Genomic DNA, 23,009 nt, shown 5'->3' with positions numbered 1-23,009 from the left:
ACAAATGATGGCAGAGTGACGGTCATGGATGATCGGGTAGCGGGTGCCCTGTCACTCCCGGACGACTGGCCCGCCCACCCGGATCTCAGTCTCGCCCTGAACCGAATGGGCGGCTTCGACTGGGACCTCGACAGTGGCCTCATGCACATGGACCGGCCCGCACTCGACGTGTTCGATCTGCGGGCCGAGGAATACGACGATCGGCCGGAGTCGCTCGCGGCCCGGGTGCCGCCGGACGAGGGCGTGCGCCTGGACGCCTTGGTCGCGCAGGCACTCAAGAGCGGGCGGAGCAATTACGGCGCCTACTTCCGGTTGCAGCGGCGTGACGGGACCCTGCGCTGGACCCACACCCAGGGCTGCATCCGGCGCGACGAGTCGGGCCGCCCCCGGCGCATCATCGGCATCGTCCGTGACGCGACCCAGGAACTGGCCGACTCCACCGCCCGCCACGAACTCGACCAGGAGCGCCGACGACGCACCAGCCTGGTGGACGGGGCCACGGCCGCGCTCGCCCACGCCCGCACGGTCCGTGACGTGATCGAGGTCCTGAAGAACTCGCAGGGGCTGGCGCACCTCGGCGCGACCAGCCTGGTCGTGGGGCTGATCGAGGCCGGGCGCATCCACCTGGTCGCGGACGGCCCGGAGGGCTCGTTCGTCCCCGGCACCCGGTACACCCGCACGGACGAGCCGTACCCGATGAGCGAGGTGGTGAGCACGCTCGCGCCCCGCTTCATCGAGTCCGCGACGGACTTCGCCGAGTCGTACCCGATCCTCTGGCCCCACATCAGCCACCTCGGCATCACGTCCGCCGCCTATCTGCCGCTGATCGCGCAGGCCCGGCCCATCGGTGCCCTCGGGCTGCTCTACAGCGAGAAGGACGGCTTCACCGCCGACGAGCGCAATCTGCTGGTCGCGCTCGGCAGCTCCATCGCCCAGAGTCTCCAGCGGGCCATGCTCTACGAGCAGGAGCACGATCTGGCCGAGGGGCTCCAGCAGGCCATGCTGCCGCGCCGGATCCCGGAGGTGCCCGGGGCACAGGTCGCCGTGCGCTACCGATCGGCCCGGCTGGGCCGGGACATCGGGGGCGACTGGTACGACGTCATCCCGCTGCCCGGCGGCCGGGTCGGCGCCGTCATCGGGGACGTCCAGGGACACGACACGCACGCCGCGGCCGTCATGGGACAGCTGCGCATCGTGCTGCGGGCGTACGCCGCCGAGGGACACAGCCCGGCCACGGTCATGGCCCGCGCCTCGGTCTTTCTCCACGAACTCGACACGGACCGCTTCGCGACGTGCACCTACGCCGAGGTGGACCTGACCACCGGGGTGGTGCAGCTGGTCCGGGCCGGGCACGTCGATCCACTCGTGCGCGACACCGACGGCGACTGCCGCAGACTGCCCGCGGAGGGCGGGCTGCCGCTGGGGCTCTCCGCGGAGTTCGGGCGGCTCGAATATCCGGTCGGCACGGTGGAGCTGGACCCGGGGCAGACATTGGTGCTCTTCACCGACGGGCTGGTGGAACTGCCCGGCGCCGACCTCGACGAGGGCATGCAGCTGCTGACGTCCATGGTGCGCGACGGTCCGCGCGACCTGCAGAAGCTGGCCGACCGGCTCTGCGAGGAGGTCGACGACCGGGGCGGCGAGGACGACGTGGCGGTGCTGCTGCTGGGCCGCAAGGCCGCCCACGCACCCCAGCCGGGCGGCCGGCTCCAGCAGCACGTCGCCCAGGGCGATCCGGAGGCGCTGAGCGCTGCCCGGCACATGATCCGCGCCGCCGTGCGGGCCTGGGGGGCCCGGGTGCGGGCCGACGAGGTCGAGCTGGCCGCCGACGAGCTGATGACCAATGCCCTGATACACACGGACGGCGGGGCCATCGTGACGATCCGGGTGCTCACCGGCCCCGAGCGGCGCCTGCGGATCGACGTCGAGGACCGGTCCAGCGCGCTGCCCCGCCGCCGCGACGCGGGGGAGACCGGGGTCTCCGGCCGGGGGCTGATGCTCGTGGACCGGCTCACCGACCTCTGGGGCGTGGAGTCGCGCGGCACCGGAAAGAGCGTGTGGTGCGAATTCGTGATTCCGGGGCGTGACTGACCGCCGATCAGGCGCTACCCGACAGTAACTGAGCGCGATGGGCTATTGAGTGATCGTGAGTGATCGGAGGCGACCGACCGGTCTGGTCGGTCTCCGTCCGATGGCTCGCGCCGTTCCGTTCCGCCCGTCGGGCGGCGTTCGTCCGTTCCTCGCCCTTCTCGATCTTCTTCGCCTCTTCCACTCCTTTCATCTCCTCCACTCCTTTCACCTCCTTTCCTTCGACTTCGACGACCTGGGGACGCGGTGGGTACTGAGCTGCTGGCACCTCTCGATCTGGCCTTCTGGCACCTGGAGTCCGACGCCCACCCCATGCACCTGGGCGCGCTCGCCGTCTTCTCACCGGCGCCCGGCACGGCGCGCGGCGGCGCCGAGGCCGTCCTGGAGCTGCTGCAGACCCGCGCCGCCGCGATCCCCCGGCTGCGGATGCGGGTCAGGGACGTACTGCTGCCGGTCGGCGGCGCGGCGTGGTTCGCCGACAAGGACTTCGACGTGAGCCGACACATCGAGCGGGTGCGGCTGACCGGGCAGGAGGCGCTGGGCGGGGACGCCGGGTTCATGACGGGCGCCACCCGGCTCGCCGGCGAGCTGATGGAACGGCCGCTTGAGCGGGGCCGTCCGCCGTGGCGGATGTACGTGATCGGCGGAGCGGACGGCGGCCCGTTCGCCGTCCTCGTCAAGCTCCATCACGCGCTCGCCGACGGAATGCGCGCGGTCGCCATCGGCGCCGGGATCTTCGACGAGATCGCCCCCCTCGCCGGACGCGCCCAGGGCGTCCCGCCGTCCGCCCGGGCGCGCGCGGTGCCGCCCCGTTCCTGGATGCCGGGCCCGCGCCAGGTGGCCGGCCTGGCCCTGGGCCGGATCGAGGATCTCGGCCGGGCGTTCGGCGTCGGTGCCTCCGTGGTGCGGGCCAGCCGACTGGACCTTCGGGGCGCGCCCGCGCTCACCGCGCGATCCAGCGGAACCCGGCGGCTGGCCACCGCGGACCTGGACCTCGCAGCCGTCCGGCGGATCCGCCGGGCCGCCGGGGGCACGGTCAACGACGTCCTGCTCGCGGTGGTCGCCGGGGCACTGCGCCGCTGGATGCGGGAACGGGGCGAGACACCGCCCGTCGACGACCCCCGCGCCCTGGTGCCCGTCTCCCGGCGCAGACCCGGTCAGCCCGCCGCGACCGGGAACAGGCTCTCCGCCTACCTGCTCGCCCTCCCCGTCGGTGAACCCGACCCCCGGCTACGACTGCACCGTGTGCGCACGGCCATGGACCGCAACAAGGCCGCCGGGCCGCTGCGCGGGGCCGGCGCCGTCGCCGTGCTCGCCGACCAACTGCCCTCGCTGGCCCACCGCTTCGGCGCACCGATCGCGGGCAGCGCGGCCCGGATGCTCTTCGACCTGCTGGTCACCAGCGTGCCGCTGCCGCGCTCGGCCCTCTCGCTCGGCGGCTGCCCGCTGCGCGCCGTCTACCCGATGGCGCCGCTGGCCCGCGGCCAGGCCCTCGCCGTCGCGCTGTCCACGTACGGGGGCCGGGTGCACGTCGGGCTGGTGGCCGACGGCAAGGCGCTGCCCGATCTGGACCGGCTCGCGCACTGCGCCGACGAGGAGGTGGCGGAACTGCTCGCCCTGCTGCCGGTGCCCTGACCGGTGGTCCGGACAGGCGCGCGGCCTCGGGTGGGCGCATGGCCCCTGACGGGCGTACGGGCCGCGCTTCCGGCACCCTGGAACCATGCCCGAACTGCCAGAGGTCGAAGCGCTTCGGATCTTCCTCGACGACCGCCTGGTCGGCAGGGAGATCACCCGGCTCCACACCGTGCTGCACGACACGCTCCGCGACGCGGTCGCACGCTCCGGCGGGCCGGCGGCCGGAGAACTCACGGCCGAGAAGAAGATCGGGATGCGCGTCCACGGACGCACCGGCGAGGCGTGCCCCGTCTGCGGAGACATCATCCGCGAGGTGTCGTTCAGCGATTCCTCGCTCCAGTACTGCCCGACCTGCCAGACCGGCGGTCGGCCATTGGCCGACCGCAGACTCTCCCGGCTCCTCAAGTAGCCCGCTTCGCCCCGGCGGCCGACAGCCCGCCGGAAGGGCCGTCGGCGGCAGAGGCCCGGCCCGTGGTCCCGGACACGTTCTACACTCCGCCCATGCTGCGCGTACTCGCCGTCGACGACGAAGAACCCGCACTGGAGGAACTCCTCTACCTCCTGCGTGCCGATACCCGCGTCCGCAGCGCCGAGGGCGCGTCGGGCGCCACCGAGGCGCTGCGCCGCATCGGGGCCGCCGTCGACGCCGGCCCCGACGACCCCGCCGCCATCGACGTCGTCTTCCTCGACATCCACATGGCCGGACTCACCGGTCTCGACGTCGCCCAGCTGCTGGCCGGGTTCGCCGCGCCCCCGCTCATCGTCTTCGTCACCGCCCACGAGGGCTTTGCCGTCCAGGCGTTCGACCTCAAGGCCGTCGACTACGTCCTCAAGCCCGTCCGGCGCGAACGCCTCGCCGAGGCGGTCCGCCGCGTCGCCGAGCAGGTGGGCGACCGCTCCGCACCCGTGCTCGACACCGCGGGCGACCAGATACCCGTGGAACTCGGCGGGGTGATCCGGTTCGTGCCGATCGACGACATCGCCTATGCCGAGGCCCAGGGCGACTACGCCCGGCTGCACACCGCCACCGGCAGCCACCTCGTCCGCGTCCCCCTCACCACCCTGGAGGAACGCTGGCGCTCCCGCGGTTTCGTGCGCATCCACCGCCGCCACCTCGTGGCGCTGGGCCGGATCGACGAACTCCGGCTGGACGCGGGCAGCATGAGTGTGCGCATCGGCACCGCGGAACTCGCCGTGAGCCGCCGCCACAGCCGTGCGCTGCGCGATCTGCTGATGCGCCGGACCGGCCGCTGACCAGCGGCTACCCGGACGTCATCCCCTTCCCAGGGCCGTCCCGCGCTGCGTACACTCCGGGCCCATGTCCGCAGAGCCAACACCCCGGCGCGAAGTGGTGACGGGGGAGCCCCGACGGGTGCGCCCGCTGCCGCGCTACCGCACCCAGTCGGAGATTGACGAACAGACCGCACTGGGCGGCGCGTACGTCCGGTCCCTGATACGCAGTCAGCTCAGGGCCGGGCTCACCGTGTTCGTGGTCCTCGCCGTCGTCGTCGGCACCCTGCCCCTGGTCTTCGAGGCCCTGCGCGGCGACGCCCCGGTCTGGGCCGTGCTCGGCTTCGCCGCCTACCCGCCGCTCACCCTGGCCGCCTGGTGGTACGTACGGCGGGCCGAGCGCAACGAACGCGACTTCGCCCGGCTCGTGGAAGGCCGCCCCGCGCAGTGAGCCGTACGTACGCGGTGACGGCCGTCGCCGTCGTCGTCGCCGCGACCGTCCTCGTCGGCGGCTTCGGGCTGCGCATCTCCCGCACCACCTCCGACTTCTACGTCGCCTCGCGCACCGTACGGCCCCGCCTCAACGCCGCCGCGATCAGCGGCGAATACCTCTCCGCCGCCTCCTTCCTGGGCATCGCCGGCCTGGTGCTCGTGCACGGGCCCGACATGCTCTGGTACCCGGTCGGATACACCGCTGGCTATCTGGTCCTGCTCGTCTTCGTCGCCGCGCCCCTGCGCCGCTCCGGGGCCTACACCCTGCCCGACTTCGCCGAAGGGCGGCTGGAGTCGCGGCAGGTGCGCCGGCTGGTGAGCGTCTTCGTCGTGGCCGCGGGCTGGCTGTACCTGGTGCCGCAGCTCCAGGGCGCCGGGCTCACCCTGAAGATCCTCACCGGGGCGCCCGGCCGGCTCGGCGATGTCCTCGTGGCGGCGGTCGTCGTCGTCGCCGTCGCCGCGGGCGGCATGCGCTCCATCACCTTCGTCCAGGCGTTCCAGTACTGGCTCAAGCTGACCGCGCTCCTCGTCCCCGCGATCTTCCTGGTCCTCGCCTGGCAGGGCGACGGCAGGCCCCGCGTCTCCTTCGACGACCAGCTCCCGGTCTTCCGCGCCGACCACCCGCTGTACGCCACCTACGGGCTGATCCTCGCCACGTTCCTCGGCACCATGGGCCTGCCCCACGTCGTCGTCCGCTTCTACACCAGCCCCAACGGGCGGGACGCCCGCCGCACGACCGTCGCCGTTCTCGCGCTCATCGGCGTCTTCTACCTCCTGCCACCGGTCTACGGGGCACTGGGCAGGCTCTACGCCCCCGACCTCGTCCGCGGCTCGGACGCGGACGCCGCTGTGCTGCTGCTGCCCGGACGGCTCATCGGCGGGGTCGGCGGGGATCTGCTCGGAGCGCTCATCGCGGGCGGCGCCTTCGCCGCGTTCCTGTCGACCGCGTCCGGCCTCACCATGGCCGTCGCCGGAGTCATCACCCAGGACGTGCTCCCCACCCGGGGCGTACGGCACTTCCGGCTGGCCACCGTGCTCGCCATGTCCGTGCCGCTGGCCGGTTCACTGCTGGTCAGCCGGGTGCCGGTGGCCGACTCGGTGGCCATGGCGTTCGCCGTCTCCGCCTCCTCCTTCTGCCCGCTGCTCGTCCTCGGCATCTGGTGGCGGCGGCTCACTCCGCCCGGCGCGATCGCCGGACTGCTGCTCGGCGGCGGCTCCGCCTTCCTGGCCGTCGCCATCACCGTCAGCGGCGCGGTGCGCCCGCCCGGCTGGACGCACGCCCTGCTCGCCTGGCCCGCCGTCTGGTCGGTACCGGTCGGATTCCTCGCGATGGTCCTGGTGTCCCTGGCCACGCCCGGCCGGATACCGCCCGGCACGAACGCCGCCATGACCCGCTTCCACCTGCCGGAGTCACTGACCTCGGGGAGACACCGATGACCGGGGCCGGATACGCCGTGCTCGTCGTGCTGGCCCTTGTGCTGCCCACCGCCGGATTCCTGCTCGGCCGCCGCGGGGCCCGCACCGTCCGTCCCAGCGACGTCGGAACCCCCGTCGAGCACGCCACCTTCGAGACCCTTCACACCGCCTCCCTCGCCGCGCCCCCGCTGCGCGCCGGGCTCACCGAGGAGAGCGCCCGCAAGGCGGCCCGCAGGCTCCGTTCCCTGCTCGGCACCGACGCGCTCTGCCTCACCGACCGCGACCGCGTCCTCGTCTGGGACGGTGCGGGCGAGCACCACGGCCGGCACGTCATGGAGCGGGTGCGGGGCCTGCTCGACAGCGGACGCGGCACCGCCTTCCCGAGCCAGTGCGACGATCTCGACTGCCCCCTGCGCTGGGCCGTCGCCGTCCCCCTCACCGTCGACCACCGGGTCCTCGGCACCCTGGTCGCCTACGCCCCGCGCGAGTCCGCCGTCCTGGCGAGGGCCGCGGGGGAAGTGGCCCGCTGGGTCTGTGTCCAGCTCGAACTCGCCGAACTGGACCGCTCCCGCACGCGTCTCATCGAGGCCGAGATCAGGGCACTGCGGGCCCAGATCTCCCCGCACTTCATCTTCAACTCCCTGGCCGCCATCGCCTCGTTCGTCCGCACCGATCCCGAGAAGGCCCGCGAACTCCTCCTGGAGTTCGCCGACTTCACCCGCTACTCGTTCCGCAGCAACGGCGACTTCACCACCCTCGCCGACGAACTGCACTCCATCGACCAGTACCTCGCGCTCGTCCGGGCCCGGTTCGGCGAACGGCTCTCGGTCACCCTCCAGGTCGCCCCCGAGGTGCTACCGGTCGCGCTGCCGTTCCTCTGTCTCCAGCCCCTGGTCGAGAACGCCGTCAAGCACGGCCTCGAAGGAGCCGCCGACCGGGGCGGAGAGGAGACCCCGACCCACATCACCATCCGCGCGCTCGACGCCGGATCCGAGGCCGAGGTCGTCATCGAGGACGACGGCGCCGGAATGGACCCGGAGCGCCTGCGCCGCATCCTGCGCGGTGAGGGCGGCAGGTCCACGGGTGTCGGTCTGCCGAACGTCGACGAACGGCTGCGCCAGGTGTACGGCGACGACTACGGGCTCGTCATCGAGACGGGCGTCGGCGCCGGAATGAAGATCACGGCACGGCTGCCGAAGTACCGCGCGGGGGTGCACGGTTCCTGATCACCGGGCGGGGGGTCGGTCAGTGGAGATGGATCGCCAGATGCCCCAGCGGCAGGCCCAGCTGCCAGGCCGGGATCCACACCCGGGCCCTCTCCTCGCTCTCCCCCGTGCCGTCGGCCGGATCCGGGAGCGGCGGGCCGATCGCGTCGAGGTCGGCGGCGAGCAGTTCGGTCTCCTCCAGCCACCGCCAGGCCGCGCGGGCCAGCGCCACGTCCGGGTCCGTGCCGCCCACCGGCCCCGACGCCGCCTCCCGCGCGTCGAGCCGTTCCCGGACCCAGTCGCGCCAGGCCGTGCCGTACGCCGTCAGCAGCCGCAGTTCGTCCATCCGCGCCGTGGGCAGCACCCCGGCCGCCCTGTCGTCGGGAGGACGGAGGCCATGGCCGGGGCCGCGGATGCCGGAGAGGAAGACGGTGAGCGCGAGCGCGTCGTGGCCCGCCCGGTACTCCAGCATGCCGGGCTCCATCAGATCGCCGGTCCGCAGCAGTTCGTCCGCGACGTATTCGGCGCACAGCCAAGCCATCGGGACCAGCAGCCCGCCCCCGCCGGTTCCGTCGCCGGTTCCGTCCTGACGTTCCGGGCGCATCCCGTCTCGCCTCTTTCCGTTCTCGGCAACGGGCTTCACGGAGCATTGAACCGGGGCGGCGCGGCCCGCGTGGCCAGAAGCACAGGATCCGTCACGAACGGACCCGCCCACGATCCGAGGACGCGATGACCGCAGATCCCCGCGAGAGCCCGCACGTGCGGCGACTGCTCGGTGCCTACGTCCTCGACGCGCTCGCCGTCGACGAGACGGACACGGTCACCCGCCACCTGCGGACCTGCGACGCCTGCGCCGCCGACTACGTGGAGATCGCTCAGGCCGCCTCGCTGCTCGCGCTGCTGACCGAGGACGATCTGCCGGAGTAGCCCGGCAGGCTGCGGGAGAGCCGGCGCAGCGCGTAGTAGGACCGCGACTTGACCGTGCCCGCCGGGATGCCGAGGACCTCCGCGGTCTCGTCGACGCTCAGCCCGCGGAAGTACATCTGGACGAGGACCGCGCGGTGCTCCGGGCTGAGCGCGCGCACCGCCTCGCGCACGTCCAGCGCCGCGACCGTGGCTTCGGCGGTGTCGTGCTCGCCCGCGGTGGCCTCCAGCACTACGTCGCTGACCTCGGCGGGCCGGGCCTGCCTGGACCGCCGCGCGTCGATCGCGAGGCGCCGGGCGACGGTGAACAGCCAGGGCCGCATCGACGCGTAGGGGGCGTCGAAGGCCTCCGGATGCTGCCAGGCCCGCACCAGCGTCTCCTGGAGCAGGTCCTCCGCCCGCTGCCGGTCGCCGAAGGTCAGCCCGAGCAGGAAGCGGAACAGGGCGGGGCCGTGCTCCCGCTGGAGATCCACGAGGGCCCGCTCGTCCGTCGTCATGGTGGTCATCGTGAACGCCCTTCCCCGCGCCGGCCCTGCCGTTTCGTTGTCGACGGGCGTATCCGAACGCATCGGGGCGCCCGGGAACAGGCGACGGGCGGTGTCGTGCGACGAGCGGTCGCACAGTGCGGCGAATGGTGCGGTGAACGGTCCGGCGGACGGCGGGCGGGCGACGGACGGTCGGCGGCCCGCCATCCGAATTCGAACGGATGTCCGGTCGATCCGGTGGTCCGGGGGTGTTCCCGTACGGACGCCCCCCGGCCCGGCCGTCCGAGGTGTGTTCGCCTACGGGCGCTCCCGGTCCGGCCGGCCCGTGCCCGCTCCCGGAGTCCTCGCCATCTCCGACTTCCGGTACGAGTAGCCGAAGTAGATCACCAGACCCACCAGGAACCAGACGAGGAACCGCACCCAGGTCTGCCACTGCAGGAACGTGATCAGCCAGAGGGAGAACACCACGCCGAGGGCCGGGACGAACGGCATGCCGGGGGTGCGGAACGTGCGCGGCAGTTCGGGACGCCTGTACCGCAGCACGATCACCGCGACGCACACCACGACGAACGCCAGCAGGATGCCGATGTTCGTCAGCTCGGCGGCCTCGCCGATCGGCAGGAACCCGGCGATCACGGCCGACGCCCCGCCGACGATCCAGGTCACCCGGGTCGGCACGTGCCGGGTCGGGTGGGTCTTGGCGAACCACTTCGGCAGCAGCCCGTCACGGCTCATCGAGAACCACACCCGCGTCACCCCGAGCATGAAGGTGAACATCACCGTGAGGATGCCGATGATCGCGCCCACCGCGATCACATCGGCGAGACTGCTGAGCCCCACCGACTTGAACGCGGAGGAGAAGCCCGACTCGGGGTCGATGTCCTTGTAGTTCTGCATGCCCGTCAGCACCAGGCACGCCGCCACGTACAGCACCATCGAGATGGCCAGCGAGTACAGGATCGCCTTCGGCATGTGCCGCTGGGCGTCCTTGGACTCCTCGGCGGCGGTCGACATGGCGTCGTAGCCGAACACCGCGAAGAAGACCGTGGCCGCCCCGGTGAAGACACCGCTCACCCCGAACGGGAAGAACGGGTGGTAGTTGGCCACGCTGACGTGGAACACGCCGACGCCGATGACGAGCAGGACGACGAGGACCTTCAGCGCGACCACGACGGTCTCGAAGCGGGCCGCGTTCTTGATGCCGAGGGTCAGGAGGTACGCCACGAGCAGACAGAGCAGTGCGGCGAACAGGTCCACCCGGTGACCGTCCCCGGTGCCGGGTGCGCCCAGCATCCACGTCGGCAGCTTCAGCCCCGTCTCACCGAGCAGGAAGCCGAAGTAGCCGGAGATGCCGATCGCCACCACCGAGACGATCGCCGTGTACTCCAGCAGCAGGTCCCAGCCGATGAACCAGCCGACCAGCTCCCCGAGCACCGCGTAGCCGTAGGTGTACGCGGACCCGGCCCGCGGGATCAGGCCCGCGAACTCCGCGTAGCTGAACGCGGCGGCGGCGCTCGCCACGCCGGCGATCAGGAAGGAGATCAGCACCGCGGGCCCGGCGGTGCCGTTCGCGACCGTACCGGCGAGCGTGAAGATGCCCGCGCCGATGATGCCGCCCACGCCGATCGCCGTGAGCTGCCACAGACCGAGCGATCTGCTGAGCCGGGTGGTGGCGTCCCCCGTCGGCGCCTTCTCGTCGATCTGCTCGATCGGCTTGCGGCGCAGCACGCCCTCGCCCACTCGCAGCCCGGCCATGAGTCACCTCTCCGCTGACGGATGTCGCTGACGGGCGCTCATGATGGCCCAGGCGACGTCCGTTCGAAAGACGGCGTGCCGCCGGGCCGGGGCGGGGAGCCCGCGACGGTCACGGGACCACCGTGACGGGCCAACGGCCCGCCTTCACCAGCCGGACCGCCACCGAACCGATGAACCGGTGACCGGCCGACTCCGAGGCGCCCACCACGACCGCGTCCGCCTTCAGCTCGTCCGCCGCCGCCACGAGACCGTTGTAGGGATCTCCGCGAAAGGTATGGAACTCCCACCGCACGTCCCATATGTCCTTCATTCGTTCGGTGGCCTCGCGGATCTCGTTGGCCAGACCCTCCGCGACCTCCTCGGTCGCGTCGGCGACCGGCGCGCCCAGCGCGGCTCCCGCCGGGAACACGGGCTGGACGTAGACGAGGGCGAGCACGGCTCCCTGCCGACGGGCGAGCCCCGCCGCGTAGGCCGCGGCACGCATCGAGGAATCAGACCCGTCGAGTCCGGAGACGATCACTTTCGGTCCATCTGTGCCACGTTCGAACCCATGGCGCTGCTGGTCTGTCACGGCAGCGAGGCTATCCGCTCCGTCCTCCGGTGCCGGGAGCGGGCGGGGGTACGGCGCGGGCCGTGGCGCGGGCCCGGGCGCGTCCCGGGGCCGGATGCGACGCGCTTCGGACGCGATGCGGAGGCCGACGGTCGGGGCCGGGGCCGGAACCGGGACCGGTGCCGACGGCGGTCCCGTCCCGCCGGGAGTCCGCTCGCGTCGTAGGCATTCCCCCCATCAGGTGCAAAACGAACGGTGGCCGGTGTCGCTGATCGGTGCGGGGCGGCGGACGTGCGAGCAGTTGGTCATGAAGAATGATCAGAGGCTTCCGGGGCGCAGGGCATTGCTGCGGCTGACCGCCGGACTGGGCACCGCCGGTGCCGTGCGCGTGATCGCCGCGGATCCGGCCGGCACGCCGGTCCGGCCGCCCGCACCGGAGCGGGCGGGTGCCGCCGGTCCTTCCTCGGCCCTGCGGGAGGCGCGCTCCTCCTACCGGCTGGCACCCATGGCCGCAGGTGCCCCACCCCGCTTCCGTCCGGTGGCGCCCCCGGTCCGCACCCGGCCCTTCGAACACCTGCCGGAGCTGGGGCGCGCCATGGTGCTCACCTTCGACGACGGCCCCGACCCGCGCTACACCCCGCGCATCCTCGCCACCCTGCGCGAACACGATGTCCGCGCGATGTTCTTCGTCTGCGGCGAGACGGCCGACGAGTACCGGGACCTGGTACGGGCGATCGCCGAGGACGGGCACACCGTCGGGAACCACTCCTGGACGCATCCCCTGGTCACCCGGCTGTCCCGGGCCGGGGTGCGCGACGAACTCGGCCGTACCAGCGAGGTGATCGAGAAGGCCACCGGCACCCCGCCGCTCTGGTACCGGGCCCCGTACGGGGCGTGGAACCGGGACTCCTTCGAGATCGGCGCCGATCTCGGCATGGAGCCGATGGCCTGGAGCGTCGACACGCTGGACTGGACCGAGCCAGGAGCCGGAACCATCGTCCGCAGGGTCCGCGACGGGGCGGCGCCCGGCGCCGTGGTGCTGTCGCACGACGCGGGCGGCGACCGTTCGCAGAGTGTGTCGGCCTTGCACCGCTACCTGCCGGAACTGCTCGACCACGGCTACCGGATCACGGTGCCGCGCCGCCGGTGACCGTCGGGGCCGAGCACTGCCGTCGGACTGCCGCCTGCCGTGCGCCGCCGGGTCCGCACGTACGCGGAGTCGTCCTCGTGCATCCGGTACGAGGACTACTCCGACAACACCGCGAGCGTGCGCGGCGGACACCGCACGGCAGATGACGGTTCGAAGACACGGCTCAGGTGCCCGCCACGCCGGGGAACAGGTCGAGGAACGGTTCCGCGGTGGCCGAGATGCCCCGGCCGAAGGGGGTGTCGAAGTCCCAGATCAGGAAGAGGAGAAAAGCGATCAGGGCGCTGAAGAGGCCGGCCAGCAGCAGTTCGCGGGGGGTCCTGCGGATCTGCAGCGTGAAGATCAGCGCGACGGTCACCAGCGCGCCGACGACGAGGCCGAACCAGACCACGCCGGGCATGGTCGCACCCGCGCTCTGCCCGCGTGCGCCGCGCGCGTCGTCGACCGCGGCGACCCGGTCGACCAATGGCTGGTAGGACTCCGCCTCGTGGTCGTTCGCCGGCCGGTAGTCGGTGACATCGGCGCGCACCCGGTCGAGCAGCCGGGTGCCCTCGGCGTCGAGGGAACCGTGCTCGGCCATCGTCCGCCACTCGTGATGGACGACGTGGGCGACATAGGCGTCGACATCGGCGCGGATGCGCTTGCGGACCTCGGCCGGGTACACCGAGGAGCGCGCGCTCACCTCGTGCAGCGCCTGGGCCTCCTGGCGCACGTATTCCTGGGCGGCGCTGCGGCCCTCCCAGACGCCGGCGATCGCGAGGCCCAGCACGATCGCGTAGACCACGCCGATCATCATCACCATGTACTCGATGACGTCGGGGGTCTGGGACGGGTCGTCGTCCGCCGCGACCCGGCGGTTGTTGAGCACGGCGATGGTCAGGACCACGGCGCTGACCGCGACCATGGCGAGAGCGAGAACGAGCCATTCCGACATGGATGTCTCTCCGGAGGTCATCGGGAGCGGGGGCGCAGCACGGCGACGGCGAACACCGCGGGGGCCGTGATCAGCAGGGTCAGGGTGATCAGGGAGGGGCCGTGCCGCGGGACCTTGCGGGACGGCCTTCGGTAGTCCGGGTACGCCACGGGCCGGGGCGTACCCGGCGCGGGACGTGCGGAGGGCGCGGGCGACAGGGAAGGTGGCACGGCTTGCGGTCCGGGTCGTGAGGGTTCGGGACGGGGTGATGCGGAACGCGGCGGTGCGGCCGGCTCCGGGGTCGGCGCGGGGGCCGGCGGCGGTGACGGGGGAGCCGACGGGGGAGGCGACGGCGGACGCGGTGGCGCGGGCCTCGGGGGCGGTTGTGGAGGCGGGCTCGTGCGACAGGGGCCGCCGCCCGCCACGGCGACGGCCGAAGTCCCGCCGTCCTCCCCGAGGGTGGCGTACGCGCAGCTGTCCGCCCCCGCGGGTACCGGGGTGGACAACAGCCAGAGGAGCACCGCGGCGGAAGCCGACCGGGCTATGAATGATCCGTACACGAGCGGGAGCATGTTCCCGCCGCTCGCGCGGCACGCGGTGAAGGAGCCGGAATTCCCCTGATGGTGGGACATGGCGGCGGAGCGCTTGCGGCGCCGGGGAATTCTCTGAACAACGCGGGAACGAAGGGGACTTGGCGCCGCCCCCGCGCGTCCGGTGCGGGCGCCGGGCGGTCCCCGACCGGGTTCACGGCGGAGCGGCTGGGATACCATTCGGCTGCGATGCGGCCGGGAGGCCCGTGCCGCGTTGCGATGGTGACCGCGCGAAGTCGGGGCAGGGGATTTCGGGGAGCGCGCGGGGAACGCGCCGGTGTCTCGACGGTGGGGCCCGCCGGGCGGCCCGGGCCACGCACGAGGGCCGGTTTCACGAGCGAAGCCGAAGGTCCGTTCGGTCCGAACCCGGCAGCCGTCCCGGGCATTTGCCCCGCGACCGACCGGAACTCGAAGTCGTGACCGCGGGACGGGTGCGGCATGGTGCGCCCACCGGTTCGAGAAGGAAGCGGTCCGCGGCCACGTCGGTGCCGAGTGTGCCCGCGGTGATGGCCGGTTGTTGCCCTCGTGGTAAAAGGGAGAGGGAAAGGCTCCGCCGGTAAGGGATTTGCCGTCCCCATTCGATCCGGGGAACGGAGGGAACCGTTCGCCACTATGGTCCGTACCTGTTCCCGACCGTCAGGTCTGTACCTTTTTCGGTGATGTGACGAGGTGTTGGCGCCAGGTCCGGTAAACGCCGGTGAATGTGTACGGGGAGCGGATGGCTCGCACCCCCTTCGGGCTCGCCTCCGGTGGGCGGTTCCCCATCGGACAAGGGTACTTCACGATGACGGAGGGGCCCGCGATTGTCACGCGCAGCGACGGAGTGGTTGCGCACGCCACTGGTGTGTGACCAATAACGGACGGCTAATTTCCGTTTCCGCTCGCTCTCTTGGCGGTCGATCAGTAGCCTCTGGTCCACACTGACCATGAACATGGCCGGATCGCCGTGGCGACTTGTTGGAGACATCGATGGAGCGTCCCGCCTGGGCACCGCGAGGCATAGACATTTCGGTGCCGAGCGTGTCCCGCATGTACGACTTCTATCTGGGCGGATCGCACAATTTCGAGGTGGACCGGGAAGCGGCTCGCAAGGCCATGGAGTTCATGCCGGGGCTCCCCAAGATCATGCAGGCGAATCGGGCCTTTATGCGCAGGGCCGTGCGATACGCGGTGGGCGAGGGCATCACCCAGTTCCTGGACATCGGATCCGGAATACCGACTTTCGGCAATGTGCACGAAGTCGCCCAGGCGGCCGATCCGGAGGCCCGGGTGGCATATGTCGATCACGATTCCGTTGCGGTCGCGCACAGTCAGGCCGTACTCGAGGGAAACGACCGGGCGGTGGTCGCCGCCGCCGACCTCCGCCACCCGCGGGAGATCGTGAAGAACGCGGAGATCACCCAACTGCTCGATCTGGAGCGCCCGGTGGCCCTGCTGCTCGTCGCCGTACTCCACTTCATCCAGGATTCCGACGAGCCGCAGGCCGCGGTCGCCGAACTGCGCGAGGCACTCGCCCCCGGCAGTCTCGTCGTCATCACCCACGCCTCGTACGAGGGAATACCGCTCAGCAAGGAGCGGGCGGGCGCCGCCGTCGGCGTCTACGAGGACATCCGCAGCCCACTGATCATGCGGTCCCGGGACGAGGTCGCCCGGTTCTTCGAGGGGTACGAGATGGTCGAGCCGGGACTCGTGGCGATGCCGGACTGGCGGCCGGACACCCCCGCGGCGCCGGAGCAGGAAGATCCGTTCGCCTTCTCGGGCTTCGGCGGAGTGGGACGCAAGGCGTGAGCATCCCCGCCCAGTCGTCCGGAACGTCCGCCACGCAGGCCGACGGCGCCGAGGACCGGCTTCGCAGATTCGCCACGATCTGGAGCCGGGCCATCTTCCCCTCGACGGCCACCTCCCTGACGCGCACGGAGTTCGAACAGCATCTGCTGCCGCTGGCCCGCACGCTCAGCGACATCCTGCACGCGCGCCCCTTCGACGCGGCGCCCGCGGGCGCGGTGGGCGGCGCCCTCGTCGCCGTCCACTGCACGGACCCGGACGCGCTCAGCAGCACGCTCGGCGTCATCGACTCGTACCTGGTGCTCTACTGTGGCGACAGCGGCGCGACCGCCCTGCCCACCGAGGACGCGCGGGCCCGCTGCTCCCGCATCCAGCACGCCGTCGCAGGCGGATTCACCCAGGCGCTGCGCGAACGGACCCTGGCCGAGCAGGAGGCCATCGCCCGCTCGGCGCTCACCGCCCGCACCCAGGCCGATCAGGCCCTGCACGCCACCCAGGCACGCTTCCGGGCGGTGTTCGACGACGCCGCCATCGGCATCGGGATCGCGGACCTGGACGGCAATGTGCTGGAGGTCAACGACACCCTCACCCGCATGTTCGGCGGGCTCGAACACCATGTGCTCAGCCACCGCGTCGACGAGTGGGTGCACCCCGAGGACTCGCCGCAGCTGTGCAAGTACTACGGGGAGCTGGTGCGCGGCGAGCGCGAGCACTTCCGGGTCGAGAAGCCGTTCTACCGCAACGACGGCACGGTGCTGTGGACCAATCTGACGGTGTCGCTGCTGCGGGACGCCGACGGCAGGCCCGAGTACCAGCTGGCGCTGATGGAGGACACCACCGAGCGCCGGCTGCTCAACCTGCGGCTGCGCTACGAGGCCACCCACGACGCGCTCACCGGCCTGCCCAACCGGACACTGTTCTTCGAACGGCTGGAGAAGGCGCTGGGCGCCGAGGACGGCAGTCGCTTCGGGCTCTGCTACCTCGACCTGGACGGCTTCAAGGCGGTCAACGACAGCCTGGGGCACGCGGCGGGGGACCGGCTGCTGGTCGAGGTGGCCGACCGGCTGCAGAGCTGCGCCACCGCACCCGGCGAGATGGTGGCCCGGCTCGGCGGCGACGAGTTCGTGGCGCTGACCACCGGACCCGACACCCAGAAGGAGGTCGACGAACTCGCCTGCCGCATCCTGGGCGCGCTCGCCGTCCCCGTCCGGCTGGACGGCCGCGAGCTGACCGTGCGCGGCTCCATCGGGATCGTGGAGGGGCCGGCCCGGGAACGGGGTGCCGCGGAGGTGCTGCGCAGCGCCGACATCACGATGTACCGGGCCAAGTCCGCGGGCGGCAACCGCTTCGAGCTCGCCGACGCCGAGGCCGACGCCCGCGCCATCACCCGGCACGGGCTGACCACCGCCCTGCCCGCGGCCCTGGAACGCGGCGAGTTCTTCATCGAGTACCAGCCGCTCGTGCATCTGGGCGACGGCACGGTGCACGGGGCGGAGGCCCTGGTGCGCTGGTGCCATCCGCAGCACGGGGTGCTCGGTCCGGACCGGTTCATCCCGCTCGCGGAGCACACCGGCCTGATCGTGCCGCTCGGCCGCTGGGTGCTGGAGGAGTCCGTGCGGCAGGCCAACTTCTGGCAGGAGCGGCACAGCGACGGCGGCCCGCTGCGGATCAACGTCAACGTCTCGCCGACCCAGCTGCACCACCCGCGTCTGGTCGCCGAGACCGTCGACGTGCTGGAGCGGTCGGGGCTGGAACCCCGGGCGCTGTGCCTGGAGGTCACCGAGTCCGCGCTCATCGGGGCCGACGACGACCTGCTCAAGCCGCTGCGTCAACTGGCCGACATGGGCGTGGACATAGCCCTCGACGACTTCGGCACGGGCTACTCGAACCTGGCGAACCTGCGCAGGCTCCCGGTCAGCGTGCTCAAGCTGGACCGTTCCTTCACGCAGGGCATGCAGCGGCACCCGGCGGACCCGGTCGACCTGAAGATCGTCGAGGGGATCGTCTCGCTGGCGCACAGCCTCGACCTCGCGGTCACGGTGGAGGGCGTGGAGACCGCGGCGCAGGCCGAGCAGCTGCGGAACCTGGGCTGCGACACGGCCCAGGGCTGGTACTACGCGCGGCCCGGTGCTCCGGACCGGATCCACTCGCTGCTGCTGGCCGACGCGGTGTGAGCGGGGCGGCCGGCGGACGTCCGCCGGGTGGCGGGGCCCCGGGGCGGGGATACGAGACGGCCCGGGACCGGAGGTGCCGTCGGCCCCGCGCAGAGCCTGTCGGGTGACCTTCGATCGGTCAGGGGCACCCGACAGGCTCTCAGCCGTCGGAGGGGTGGGACGCGCCTGTCCGGCTGGCCAGCAGCACCCTCTGCAGCTCGCGGGCCGCGCGCGGCGGCGCCACGTCGCTGCGGTGCGCCAGAGCGATCGTGCGCCGCAGCCCCGGGCGGGCCAGCGGGGTCGCCCGCAGCCCGTGCCCGGCCCGGCCGGCGACCATGCTCGGCACCACCGCGATGCCCAGCCCCGCCCGGACGAAGCCGAGCACCGCGTCCATCTCCCCGCCCTCCACCGTGAACGAGGGCTCGAAGCCCTCCGCCCGGCAGGCCGCGACCGTCAGCTCGCGCAGGTCGTAGCCGTGCCGGAACATCACCAGGGGCTCGCCCTGGAGATCGGAGATCGCCACGCTCCCGCCCCGGCCGGGCCGCGGCGCGTGCGCCGACGACACCACGACCAGGTCCTCCTGGAGCAGCTCGACCGTCGTGAGCGCGGGCGAGGAGGCGGGCAGCGGCAGCACCACCAGGGCGAGATCGAGCGCGCCGCGGGCCAGTTCCCGCACCAGGTCAAGCGAGCCGCCCTCCTCCAGAAGCAGCCGGATGCCCGGGTGCCGGTCGTGGAAGGCGCGCAGCACGTCGGGGAGCAGACCCGTGCAGAGGCTCGGCGTCGCGCCCAGCCGCACCCGGCCCCGCCGCAGCTGGGCCAGCTCCTGCACCTCGTGGCGCGCGGTGTCGGCGTCCGCCAGGATGCGGCGGGCCAGCGGAAGCAGCGCCTCGCCCGCGTCGGTGAGCGTGATGTTGCCGCGGGCCCGGCTGAACAGCTCGGCCCCCAGCTCGGTCTCCAGCGCCCGGATCTGCTGGGAGAGCGAGGGCTGCGAGACGTGCACCGCCTCGGCCGCACGGGTGAAGTGCAGGGTCTCGGCGACCGCCACGAAATACACCAGCTGCTGGAACTGCATGAACGCACCTTAACCGCCAGCAATAGCCAAAGCCTATGAAGATGAGCTGTTTCATGTCTTGGACCGATGAGGTCGTTCGGCCCTAGCGTCGTGTCCATGGCATCGGCAACAGGGACGGACCGACGGCCGTCCGTGACGCGTACGCTCTGGGACTCCTCCGTCGGCAAGAAGACGATCATGGCCGTGAGCGGCCTGATCATGCTCCTCTACTTGGTCGCCCACATGGTCGGCAATCTGAAGATCTTCTTCGGTTCCGGCGAGTTCAACCGCTACGCGCACTGGCTGCGGACCATGGGCGAGCCCGTCCTGCACTACGAGTGGGCGCTGTGGCTGGTGCGCCTCGTGCTCGTCGCCGCCGTGGTGCTGCACGCCGTCTCCGCGTACCAGCTGAGCCGCCGCGACATCCGGGCCCGCCCCGTCGCGTACGTCCACAGGAGGCCGCGCGCGAGCTACGCCACCCGGACCATGCGCTGGGGCGGGATCATCCTCGGCCTCTTCATCGTGTGGCACATCCTCGACCTGACGACGGGCACGGTGCACTCCGGCGGGTTCCAGCCCGGGCACCCGTACCAGAACGTCGTCGACACCTTCTCCACCTGGTACGGCAACGTCATCTACATCGTCGCCGTGGTCGCCCTCGGGTTCCACGTCCGGCACGGCTTCTGGAGCGCCGCCCAGACCCTCGGCGCGGGCAACGCGGCCCGCGACCGCCTTCTCAAGACCCTTGCCGACATCCTCGCCCTGGCGCTGACGGTGGGCTTCGTCTCCGTACCCGTCGCCGTCATGACCGGAGCCGTGAGCTGACATGACCGACTACACGCACTACGAGACCGGCGCGCCCGTCACCGACACCAAGGCTCCCGACGGACCGATCGCCGAACGCTGGGACACCCGCCGCTTCGAGGCCAAGCTGGTCAACCCGGCCAACCGCCGCAAGCACACCGTCATCGTCGTCGGAACCGGCCTGGCCGGCGGTTCGGCCGGCGCGACCCTCGCCGAACAGGGCTACCACGTCGTCCAGTTCTGCTTCCAGGACTCGCCCCGCCGCGCCCACTCCGTCGCCGCCCAGGGCGGCATCAACGCCGCGAAGAACTACCGCAACGACGGCGACTCGATCCACCGCCTCTTCTACGACACGGTCAAGGGCGGCGACTTCCGCGCCCGCGAGTCCAACGTCCACCGGCTCGCCCAGATCTCCGTGGAGATCATCGACCAGTGCGTCGCCCAGGGCGTCCCCTTCGCCCGCGAGTACGGCGGCCTCCTCGACAACCGCTCCTTCGGCGGCGTCCAGGTCTCCCGCACCTTCTACGCCCGCGGCCAGACCGGGCAGCAGCTCCTGCTCGGCGCCTACCAGGCGCTGTCGCGGCAGATCGCCGCGGGCAACGTCGAGATGCACGCCCGTACCGAGATGCTCGACCTGATCGTCGTCGACGGCCGGGCCCGCGGCATCGTCGCCCGCGACCTCGTCACCGGGAGGATCGACACCTACTTCGCCGACGCCGTCGTGCTGGCCAGCGGCGGATACGGCAACGTCTTCTACCTGTCGACCAACGCCATGAACTCCAACGCCACCGCCATCTGGCGGGCCCACCGCCGCGGCGCGTACTTCGCCAACCCCTGCTTCACCCAGATCCACCCCACCTGCATCCCGCGCACCGGCGACCACCAGTCCAAGCTGACACTGATGAGCGAGTCGCTGCGCAACGACGGCCGGATCTGGGTGCCGAAGGCCAAGGGCGACACCCGCCCCGCCAACGAGATCCCCGAGGACGAGCGCGACTACTACCTGGAGCGCATCTACCCCTCCTTCGGCAACCTCGTGCCCCGCGACATCGCCTCCCGCGCCGCGAAGAACGTCTGCGACGAGGGGCGCGGCGTGGGACCGGGCGGCCAGGGCGTCTACCTGGACTTCGCCGATGCCATCCAGCGCATGGGCCGGGCCAAGGTGGAGGAGAAGTACGGCAACCTCTTCGACATGTACGCGCGGATCACCGCGGAGGACCCGTACGGGACACCGATGCGGATCTACCCGGCCGTGCACTACACGATGGGCGGACTCTGGGTCGACTACGACCTCCAGACCACCGTCCCCGGCCTCTTCGCCATCGGCGAGGCCAACTTCTCCGACCACGGCGCCAACCGCCTCGGCGCGTCCGCGCTGATGCAGGGGCTCGCCGACGGGTACTTCGTCCTGCCCTCCACCATCAACGACTACCTGGCCCGCAACCCGCACCACGTCGACGTCGACGCCTCGCACCCCGCGGTCGAGGAGGTCGTCGCCGAGACCGAGGACCGGCTCAACCTGCTGCTCTCCGTCGACGGCGACCGCACTCCCGACTCCTTCCACCGCGAGATCGGCGAACTGATGTGGGAGTACTGCGGCATGGCCCGCGACGAGCGGGGGCTGCGCACGGCGCTCGCGCGGATCCCGGAGATCCGCGAGGAGTTCTGGCGCCGGATCAAGGTGCCGGGTACCGGCGACGAGCTCAACCAGTCCCTGGAGAAGGCCAACCGCATCGTCGACTACCTGGAGCTCGCGGAGCTCATGTGCCTCGACGCCCTGCACCGCACCGAGTCCTGCGGAGGCCACTTCCGCGAGGAGTCCCAGACCCCGGACGGCGAGGCCGCCCGCCGCGACGAGGACTTCTCCTACGCCGCCGCCTGGGAGTTCTCCGGCACCGGCGAGGCACCCGTCCTGCACAGGGAAGACCTCGTCTTCGAGTACGTCCACCCCACCCAGCGGAGCTACGCATGAAGCTCACCCTGCGCGTCTGGCGCCAGAAGAACGCCGACGCCACCGGCGCCATGTCCACCTACGAGGTGGACGGCATCTCGCAGGACATGTCGTTCCTCGAAATGCTCGACACCCTCAACGAACAGCTCATCCTCGCCGGGGACGACCCCGTCGCCTTCGACCACGACTGCCGCGAGGGCATCTGCGGCGCCTGCAGTCTCGTCATCGACGGCGATGCCCACGGCCCCGAGCGCACCACCACCTGCCAGCTCCACATGCGGTCCTTCGAGGACGGCGACACCATCGACGTCGAACCCTGGCGCGCCTCCGCGTTCCCGGTCGTCAAGGACCTGGTCGTGGACCGCTCGGCCTTCGACCGGATCATCCAGGCCGGCGGCTACATCTCCGCCCCGACCGGCACCGCCCCCGAGGCACACGCCACTCCGGTGCCCAAGCCGGACGCCGACTTCGCCTTCGAGCACGCCGAGTGCATCGGCTGCGGCGCCTGCGTCGCCGCCTGCCCCAACGGTTCGGCGATGCTCTTCACCTCGGCGAAGATCAACCACCTCAACGTCCTGCCGCAGGGCGCTCCCGAGCGCGAGACCCGGGTCCTCGACATGGTCGCGCAGATGGACGACGAGGGCTTCGGCGGCTGCACCCTCACCGGCGAGTGCGCCACCGCCTGCCCGAAGGGCATCCCGCTGCCGTCGATCGCCGCCATGAACAAGGAGTGGCTGCGGGCGACCCGGAAGGCGCGTCGCTGAGAAGGCGTCGGGTTCCTGGCCCCGGAGGCCGCCCACCTCCGGGACCAGGAGTCACCGGACGTCCCGCGGGG

Annotated in this window: 21 protein-coding genes; 14 read left to right on the top strand and 7 right to left on the bottom strand. The window is 71.8% G+C overall.

Features of this window, described 5'->3' with window-relative positions; translation table 11 throughout:
- The first annotated feature begins 24 nt into the window (after positions 1–24).
- The 7 genes from AMK22_RS00635 (at position 25) to AMK22_RS00600 (ending at position 8,087) form a co-directional block, all read left to right on the top strand.
- Complete coding sequence (locus AMK22_RS00635) at positions 25–2,091, top strand: SpoIIE family protein phosphatase (protein ID WP_073781515.1); 2,067 nt, start codon at positions 25–27, stop codon at positions 2,089–2,091.
- A gap of 243 nt (positions 2,092–2,334) precedes the next feature.
- Complete coding sequence (locus tag AMK22_RS00630; protein WP_073781207.1) at positions 2,335–3,723, top strand: wax ester/triacylglycerol synthase family O-acyltransferase; 1,389 nt, start codon at positions 2,335–2,337, stop codon at positions 3,721–3,723.
- 85 nt (positions 3,724–3,808) lie between these two features.
- Complete coding sequence (locus AMK22_RS00620; RefSeq protein WP_143203511.1) at positions 3,809–4,132, top strand: zinc finger domain-containing protein; 324 nt, start codon at positions 3,809–3,811, stop codon at positions 4,130–4,132.
- 92 nt (positions 4,133–4,224) lie between these two features.
- Entirely contained in the window at positions 4,225–4,977 is a 753-nt protein-coding gene (locus tag AMK22_RS00615; RefSeq protein WP_073781514.1) for a LytR/AlgR family response regulator transcription factor, read from the top strand.
- A gap of 64 nt (positions 4,978–5,041) precedes the next feature.
- Positions 5,042–5,404, top strand: coding sequence for a hypothetical protein (locus AMK22_RS00610; RefSeq protein WP_073781206.1), 363 nt, complete (start codon positions 5,042–5,044; stop codon positions 5,402–5,404).
- Positions 5,401–6,882 carry a sodium/solute symporter gene (locus AMK22_RS00605; RefSeq protein WP_073781205.1) on the top strand — a complete coding sequence of 494 codons (1,482 nt, stop codon included), beginning with the start codon at positions 5,401–5,403 and terminating at the stop codon, positions 6,880–6,882. Before AMK22_RS00610 ends, AMK22_RS00605 begins: the two co-directional genes overlap by 4 nt.
- Positions 6,879–8,087: a histidine kinase gene (locus AMK22_RS00600; protein WP_073781204.1), complete on the top strand. Its 1,209-nt coding sequence runs from the start codon at positions 6,879–6,881 to the stop codon at positions 8,085–8,087. Before AMK22_RS00605 ends, AMK22_RS00600 begins: the two co-directional genes overlap by 4 nt.
- Before the next feature lie 19 nt (positions 8,088–8,106).
- Here AMK22_RS00600 and AMK22_RS00595 read toward each other — a convergent pair whose 3' ends face one another.
- Entirely contained in the window at positions 8,107–8,670 is a 564-nt protein-coding gene (locus AMK22_RS00595; RefSeq protein WP_073781203.1) for a hypothetical protein, read from the bottom strand.
- 125 nt (positions 8,671–8,795) lie between these two features.
- Here AMK22_RS00595 and AMK22_RS00590 point away from each other — a divergent pair, with 125 nt between their 5' ends.
- On the top strand, positions 8,796–8,993 hold the full coding sequence (locus tag AMK22_RS00590; protein WP_073781202.1) for a zf-HC2 domain-containing protein: 198 nt from the start codon (positions 8,796–8,798) through the stop codon (positions 8,991–8,993).
- Here the strand turns inward: AMK22_RS00590 and AMK22_RS00585 are convergent.
- From AMK22_RS00585 to AMK22_RS00575, 3 genes are all read right to left on the bottom strand, one after another.
- Complete coding sequence (locus tag AMK22_RS00585) at positions 8,942–9,496, bottom strand: sigma-70 family RNA polymerase sigma factor (RefSeq protein WP_073781513.1); 555 nt, start codon at positions 9,494–9,496, stop codon at positions 8,942–8,944. The two genes, AMK22_RS00590 and AMK22_RS00585, sit on opposite strands and share 52 nt — an antisense overlap.
- Before the next feature lie 276 nt (positions 9,497–9,772).
- Complete coding sequence (locus AMK22_RS00580) at positions 9,773–11,230, bottom strand: amino acid permease (protein WP_073781201.1); 1,458 nt, start codon at positions 11,228–11,230, stop codon at positions 9,773–9,775.
- Between the two features lie 109 nt (positions 11,231–11,339).
- Positions 11,340–11,801, bottom strand: a complete 462-nt coding sequence (locus tag AMK22_RS00575) for a universal stress protein (RefSeq protein ID WP_073781200.1) — start codon at positions 11,799–11,801, stop codon at positions 11,340–11,342.
- 286 nt (positions 11,802–12,087) lie between these two features.
- Between AMK22_RS00575 and AMK22_RS00570 the strand changes: the two genes are divergently transcribed.
- Positions 12,088–12,930 carry a polysaccharide deacetylase family protein gene (locus AMK22_RS00570; protein ID WP_073781512.1) on the top strand — a complete coding sequence of 281 codons (843 nt, stop codon included), beginning with the start codon at positions 12,088–12,090 and terminating at the stop codon, positions 12,928–12,930.
- A 163-nt stretch (positions 12,931–13,093) separates the two neighbouring features.
- Here the strand turns inward: AMK22_RS00570 and AMK22_RS00565 are convergent, their stop codons facing one another.
- Both AMK22_RS00565 and AMK22_RS41710 read right to left on the bottom strand, forming a co-directional pair.
- Positions 13,094–13,861: a bestrophin-like domain gene (locus tag AMK22_RS00565; RefSeq protein ID WP_073781199.1), complete on the bottom strand. Its 768-nt coding sequence runs from the start codon at positions 13,859–13,861 to the stop codon at positions 13,094–13,096.
- 17 nt (positions 13,862–13,878) lie between these two features.
- Entirely contained in the window at positions 13,879–14,010 is a 132-nt protein-coding gene (locus tag AMK22_RS41710; protein ID WP_274535405.1) for a hypothetical protein, read from the bottom strand.
- A 1,389-nt stretch (positions 14,011–15,399) separates the two neighbouring features.
- On the opposite strand from AMK22_RS41710, the gene AMK22_RS00555 reads away from it, so the two are divergent.
- Positions 15,400–16,218, top strand: a complete 819-nt coding sequence (locus AMK22_RS00555) for an SAM-dependent methyltransferase (protein WP_073781197.1) — start codon at positions 15,400–15,402, stop codon at positions 16,216–16,218.
- On the top strand, positions 16,215–18,389 hold the full coding sequence (locus tag AMK22_RS00550) for a putative bifunctional diguanylate cyclase/phosphodiesterase (RefSeq protein ID WP_073781196.1): 2,175 nt from the start codon (positions 16,215–16,217) through the stop codon (positions 18,387–18,389). The genes AMK22_RS00555 and AMK22_RS00550 overlap by 4 nt, the downstream gene beginning before the upstream one ends.
- Before the next feature lie 139 nt (positions 18,390–18,528).
- Here AMK22_RS00550 and AMK22_RS00545 read toward each other — a convergent pair whose 3' ends face one another.
- Positions 18,529–19,440, bottom strand: a complete 912-nt coding sequence (locus AMK22_RS00545; protein ID WP_073781195.1) for a LysR family transcriptional regulator — start codon at positions 19,438–19,440, stop codon at positions 18,529–18,531.
- A gap of 96 nt (positions 19,441–19,536) precedes the next feature.
- Here AMK22_RS00545 and AMK22_RS00540 point away from each other — a divergent pair, with 96 nt between their 5' ends.
- The 3 genes from AMK22_RS00540 to AMK22_RS00530 are packed head-to-tail and all read left to right on the top strand — an operon-like array spanning position 19,537 to position 22,938.
- Positions 19,537–20,244 (top strand): succinate dehydrogenase, encoded by a 708-nt coding sequence (locus AMK22_RS00540; RefSeq protein WP_073781194.1) that lies wholly within the window; start codon positions 19,537–19,539, stop codon positions 20,242–20,244.
- Position 20,245: 1 nt separating this feature from the next.
- The gene (locus AMK22_RS00535) at positions 20,246–22,195 is read left to right on the top strand and encodes a fumarate reductase/succinate dehydrogenase flavoprotein subunit (RefSeq protein WP_073781193.1); all 1,950 of its coding nucleotides are present in this window, start codon (positions 20,246–20,248) and stop codon (positions 22,193–22,195) included.
- On the top strand, positions 22,192–22,938 hold the full coding sequence (locus AMK22_RS00530) for a succinate dehydrogenase/fumarate reductase iron-sulfur subunit (protein ID WP_073781192.1): 747 nt from the start codon (positions 22,192–22,194) through the stop codon (positions 22,936–22,938). Before AMK22_RS00535 ends, AMK22_RS00530 begins: the two co-directional genes overlap by 4 nt.
- Positions 22,939–23,009 lie beyond the last annotated feature (71 nt).

The sequence above is a fragment of the Streptomyces sp. CB01580 genome, assembly GCF_001905795.1.
In the GTDB taxonomy this organism is placed as follows: domain Bacteria; phylum Actinomycetota; class Actinomycetes; order Streptomycetales; family Streptomycetaceae; genus Streptomyces.
Note: the sequence above shows the minus strand (reverse complement) of the source record. Positions and strands in the feature narration are given on the sequence as shown.

What these genes read in the sequence shown, in the direction of transcription:
- AMK22_RS00535 (WP_073781193.1), top strand. Translation starts at nt 20,246, where the DNA reads ATGACCGACTACACGCACTACGAGACCGGCGCGCCCGTCACCGACACC.
- AMK22_RS00580 (WP_073781201.1), bottom strand. Translation starts at nt 11,230, where the DNA reads ATGGCCGGGCTGCGAGTGGGCGAGGGCGTGCTGCGCCGCAAGCCGATC.
- AMK22_RS00565 (WP_073781199.1), bottom strand. Translation starts at nt 13,861, where the DNA reads ATGTCGGAATGGCTCGTTCTCGCTCTCGCCATGGTCGCGGTCAGCGCC.
- AMK22_RS00540 (WP_073781194.1), top strand. Translation starts at nt 19,537, where the DNA reads ATGGCATCGGCAACAGGGACGGACCGACGGCCGTCCGTGACGCGTACG.
- AMK22_RS00570 (WP_073781512.1), top strand. Translation starts at nt 12,088, where the DNA reads ATGAAGAATGATCAGAGGCTTCCGGGGCGCAGGGCATTGCTGCGGCTG.
- AMK22_RS00590 (WP_073781202.1), top strand. Translation starts at nt 8,796, where the DNA reads ATGACCGCAGATCCCCGCGAGAGCCCGCACGTGCGGCGACTGCTCGGT.
- AMK22_RS00585 (WP_073781513.1), bottom strand. Translation starts at nt 9,496, where the DNA reads ATGACCACCATGACGACGGACGAGCGGGCCCTCGTGGATCTCCAGCGG.
- AMK22_RS00555 (WP_073781197.1), top strand. Translation starts at nt 15,400, where the DNA reads ATGGAGCGTCCCGCCTGGGCACCGCGAGGCATAGACATTTCGGTGCCG.
- AMK22_RS00615 (WP_073781514.1), top strand. Translation starts at nt 4,225, where the DNA reads ATGCTGCGCGTACTCGCCGTCGACGACGAAGAACCCGCACTGGAGGAA.
- AMK22_RS00620 (WP_143203511.1), top strand. Translation starts at nt 3,809, where the DNA reads ATGCCCGAACTGCCAGAGGTCGAAGCGCTTCGGATCTTCCTCGACGAC.
- AMK22_RS00610 (WP_073781206.1), top strand. Translation starts at nt 5,042, where the DNA reads ATGTCCGCAGAGCCAACACCCCGGCGCGAAGTGGTGACGGGGGAGCCC.
- AMK22_RS00635 (WP_073781515.1), top strand. Translation starts at nt 25, where the DNA reads ATGGATGATCGGGTAGCGGGTGCCCTGTCACTCCCGGACGACTGGCCC.
- AMK22_RS00530 (WP_073781192.1), top strand. Translation starts at nt 22,192, where the DNA reads ATGAAGCTCACCCTGCGCGTCTGGCGCCAGAAGAACGCCGACGCCACC.
- AMK22_RS00545 (WP_073781195.1), bottom strand. Translation starts at nt 19,440, where the DNA reads ATGCAGTTCCAGCAGCTGGTGTATTTCGTGGCGGTCGCCGAGACCCTG.
- AMK22_RS00595 (WP_073781203.1), bottom strand. Translation starts at nt 8,670, where the DNA reads ATGCGCCCGGAACGTCAGGACGGAACCGGCGACGGAACCGGCGGGGGC.
- AMK22_RS00600 (WP_073781204.1), top strand. Translation starts at nt 6,879, where the DNA reads ATGACCGGGGCCGGATACGCCGTGCTCGTCGTGCTGGCCCTTGTGCTG.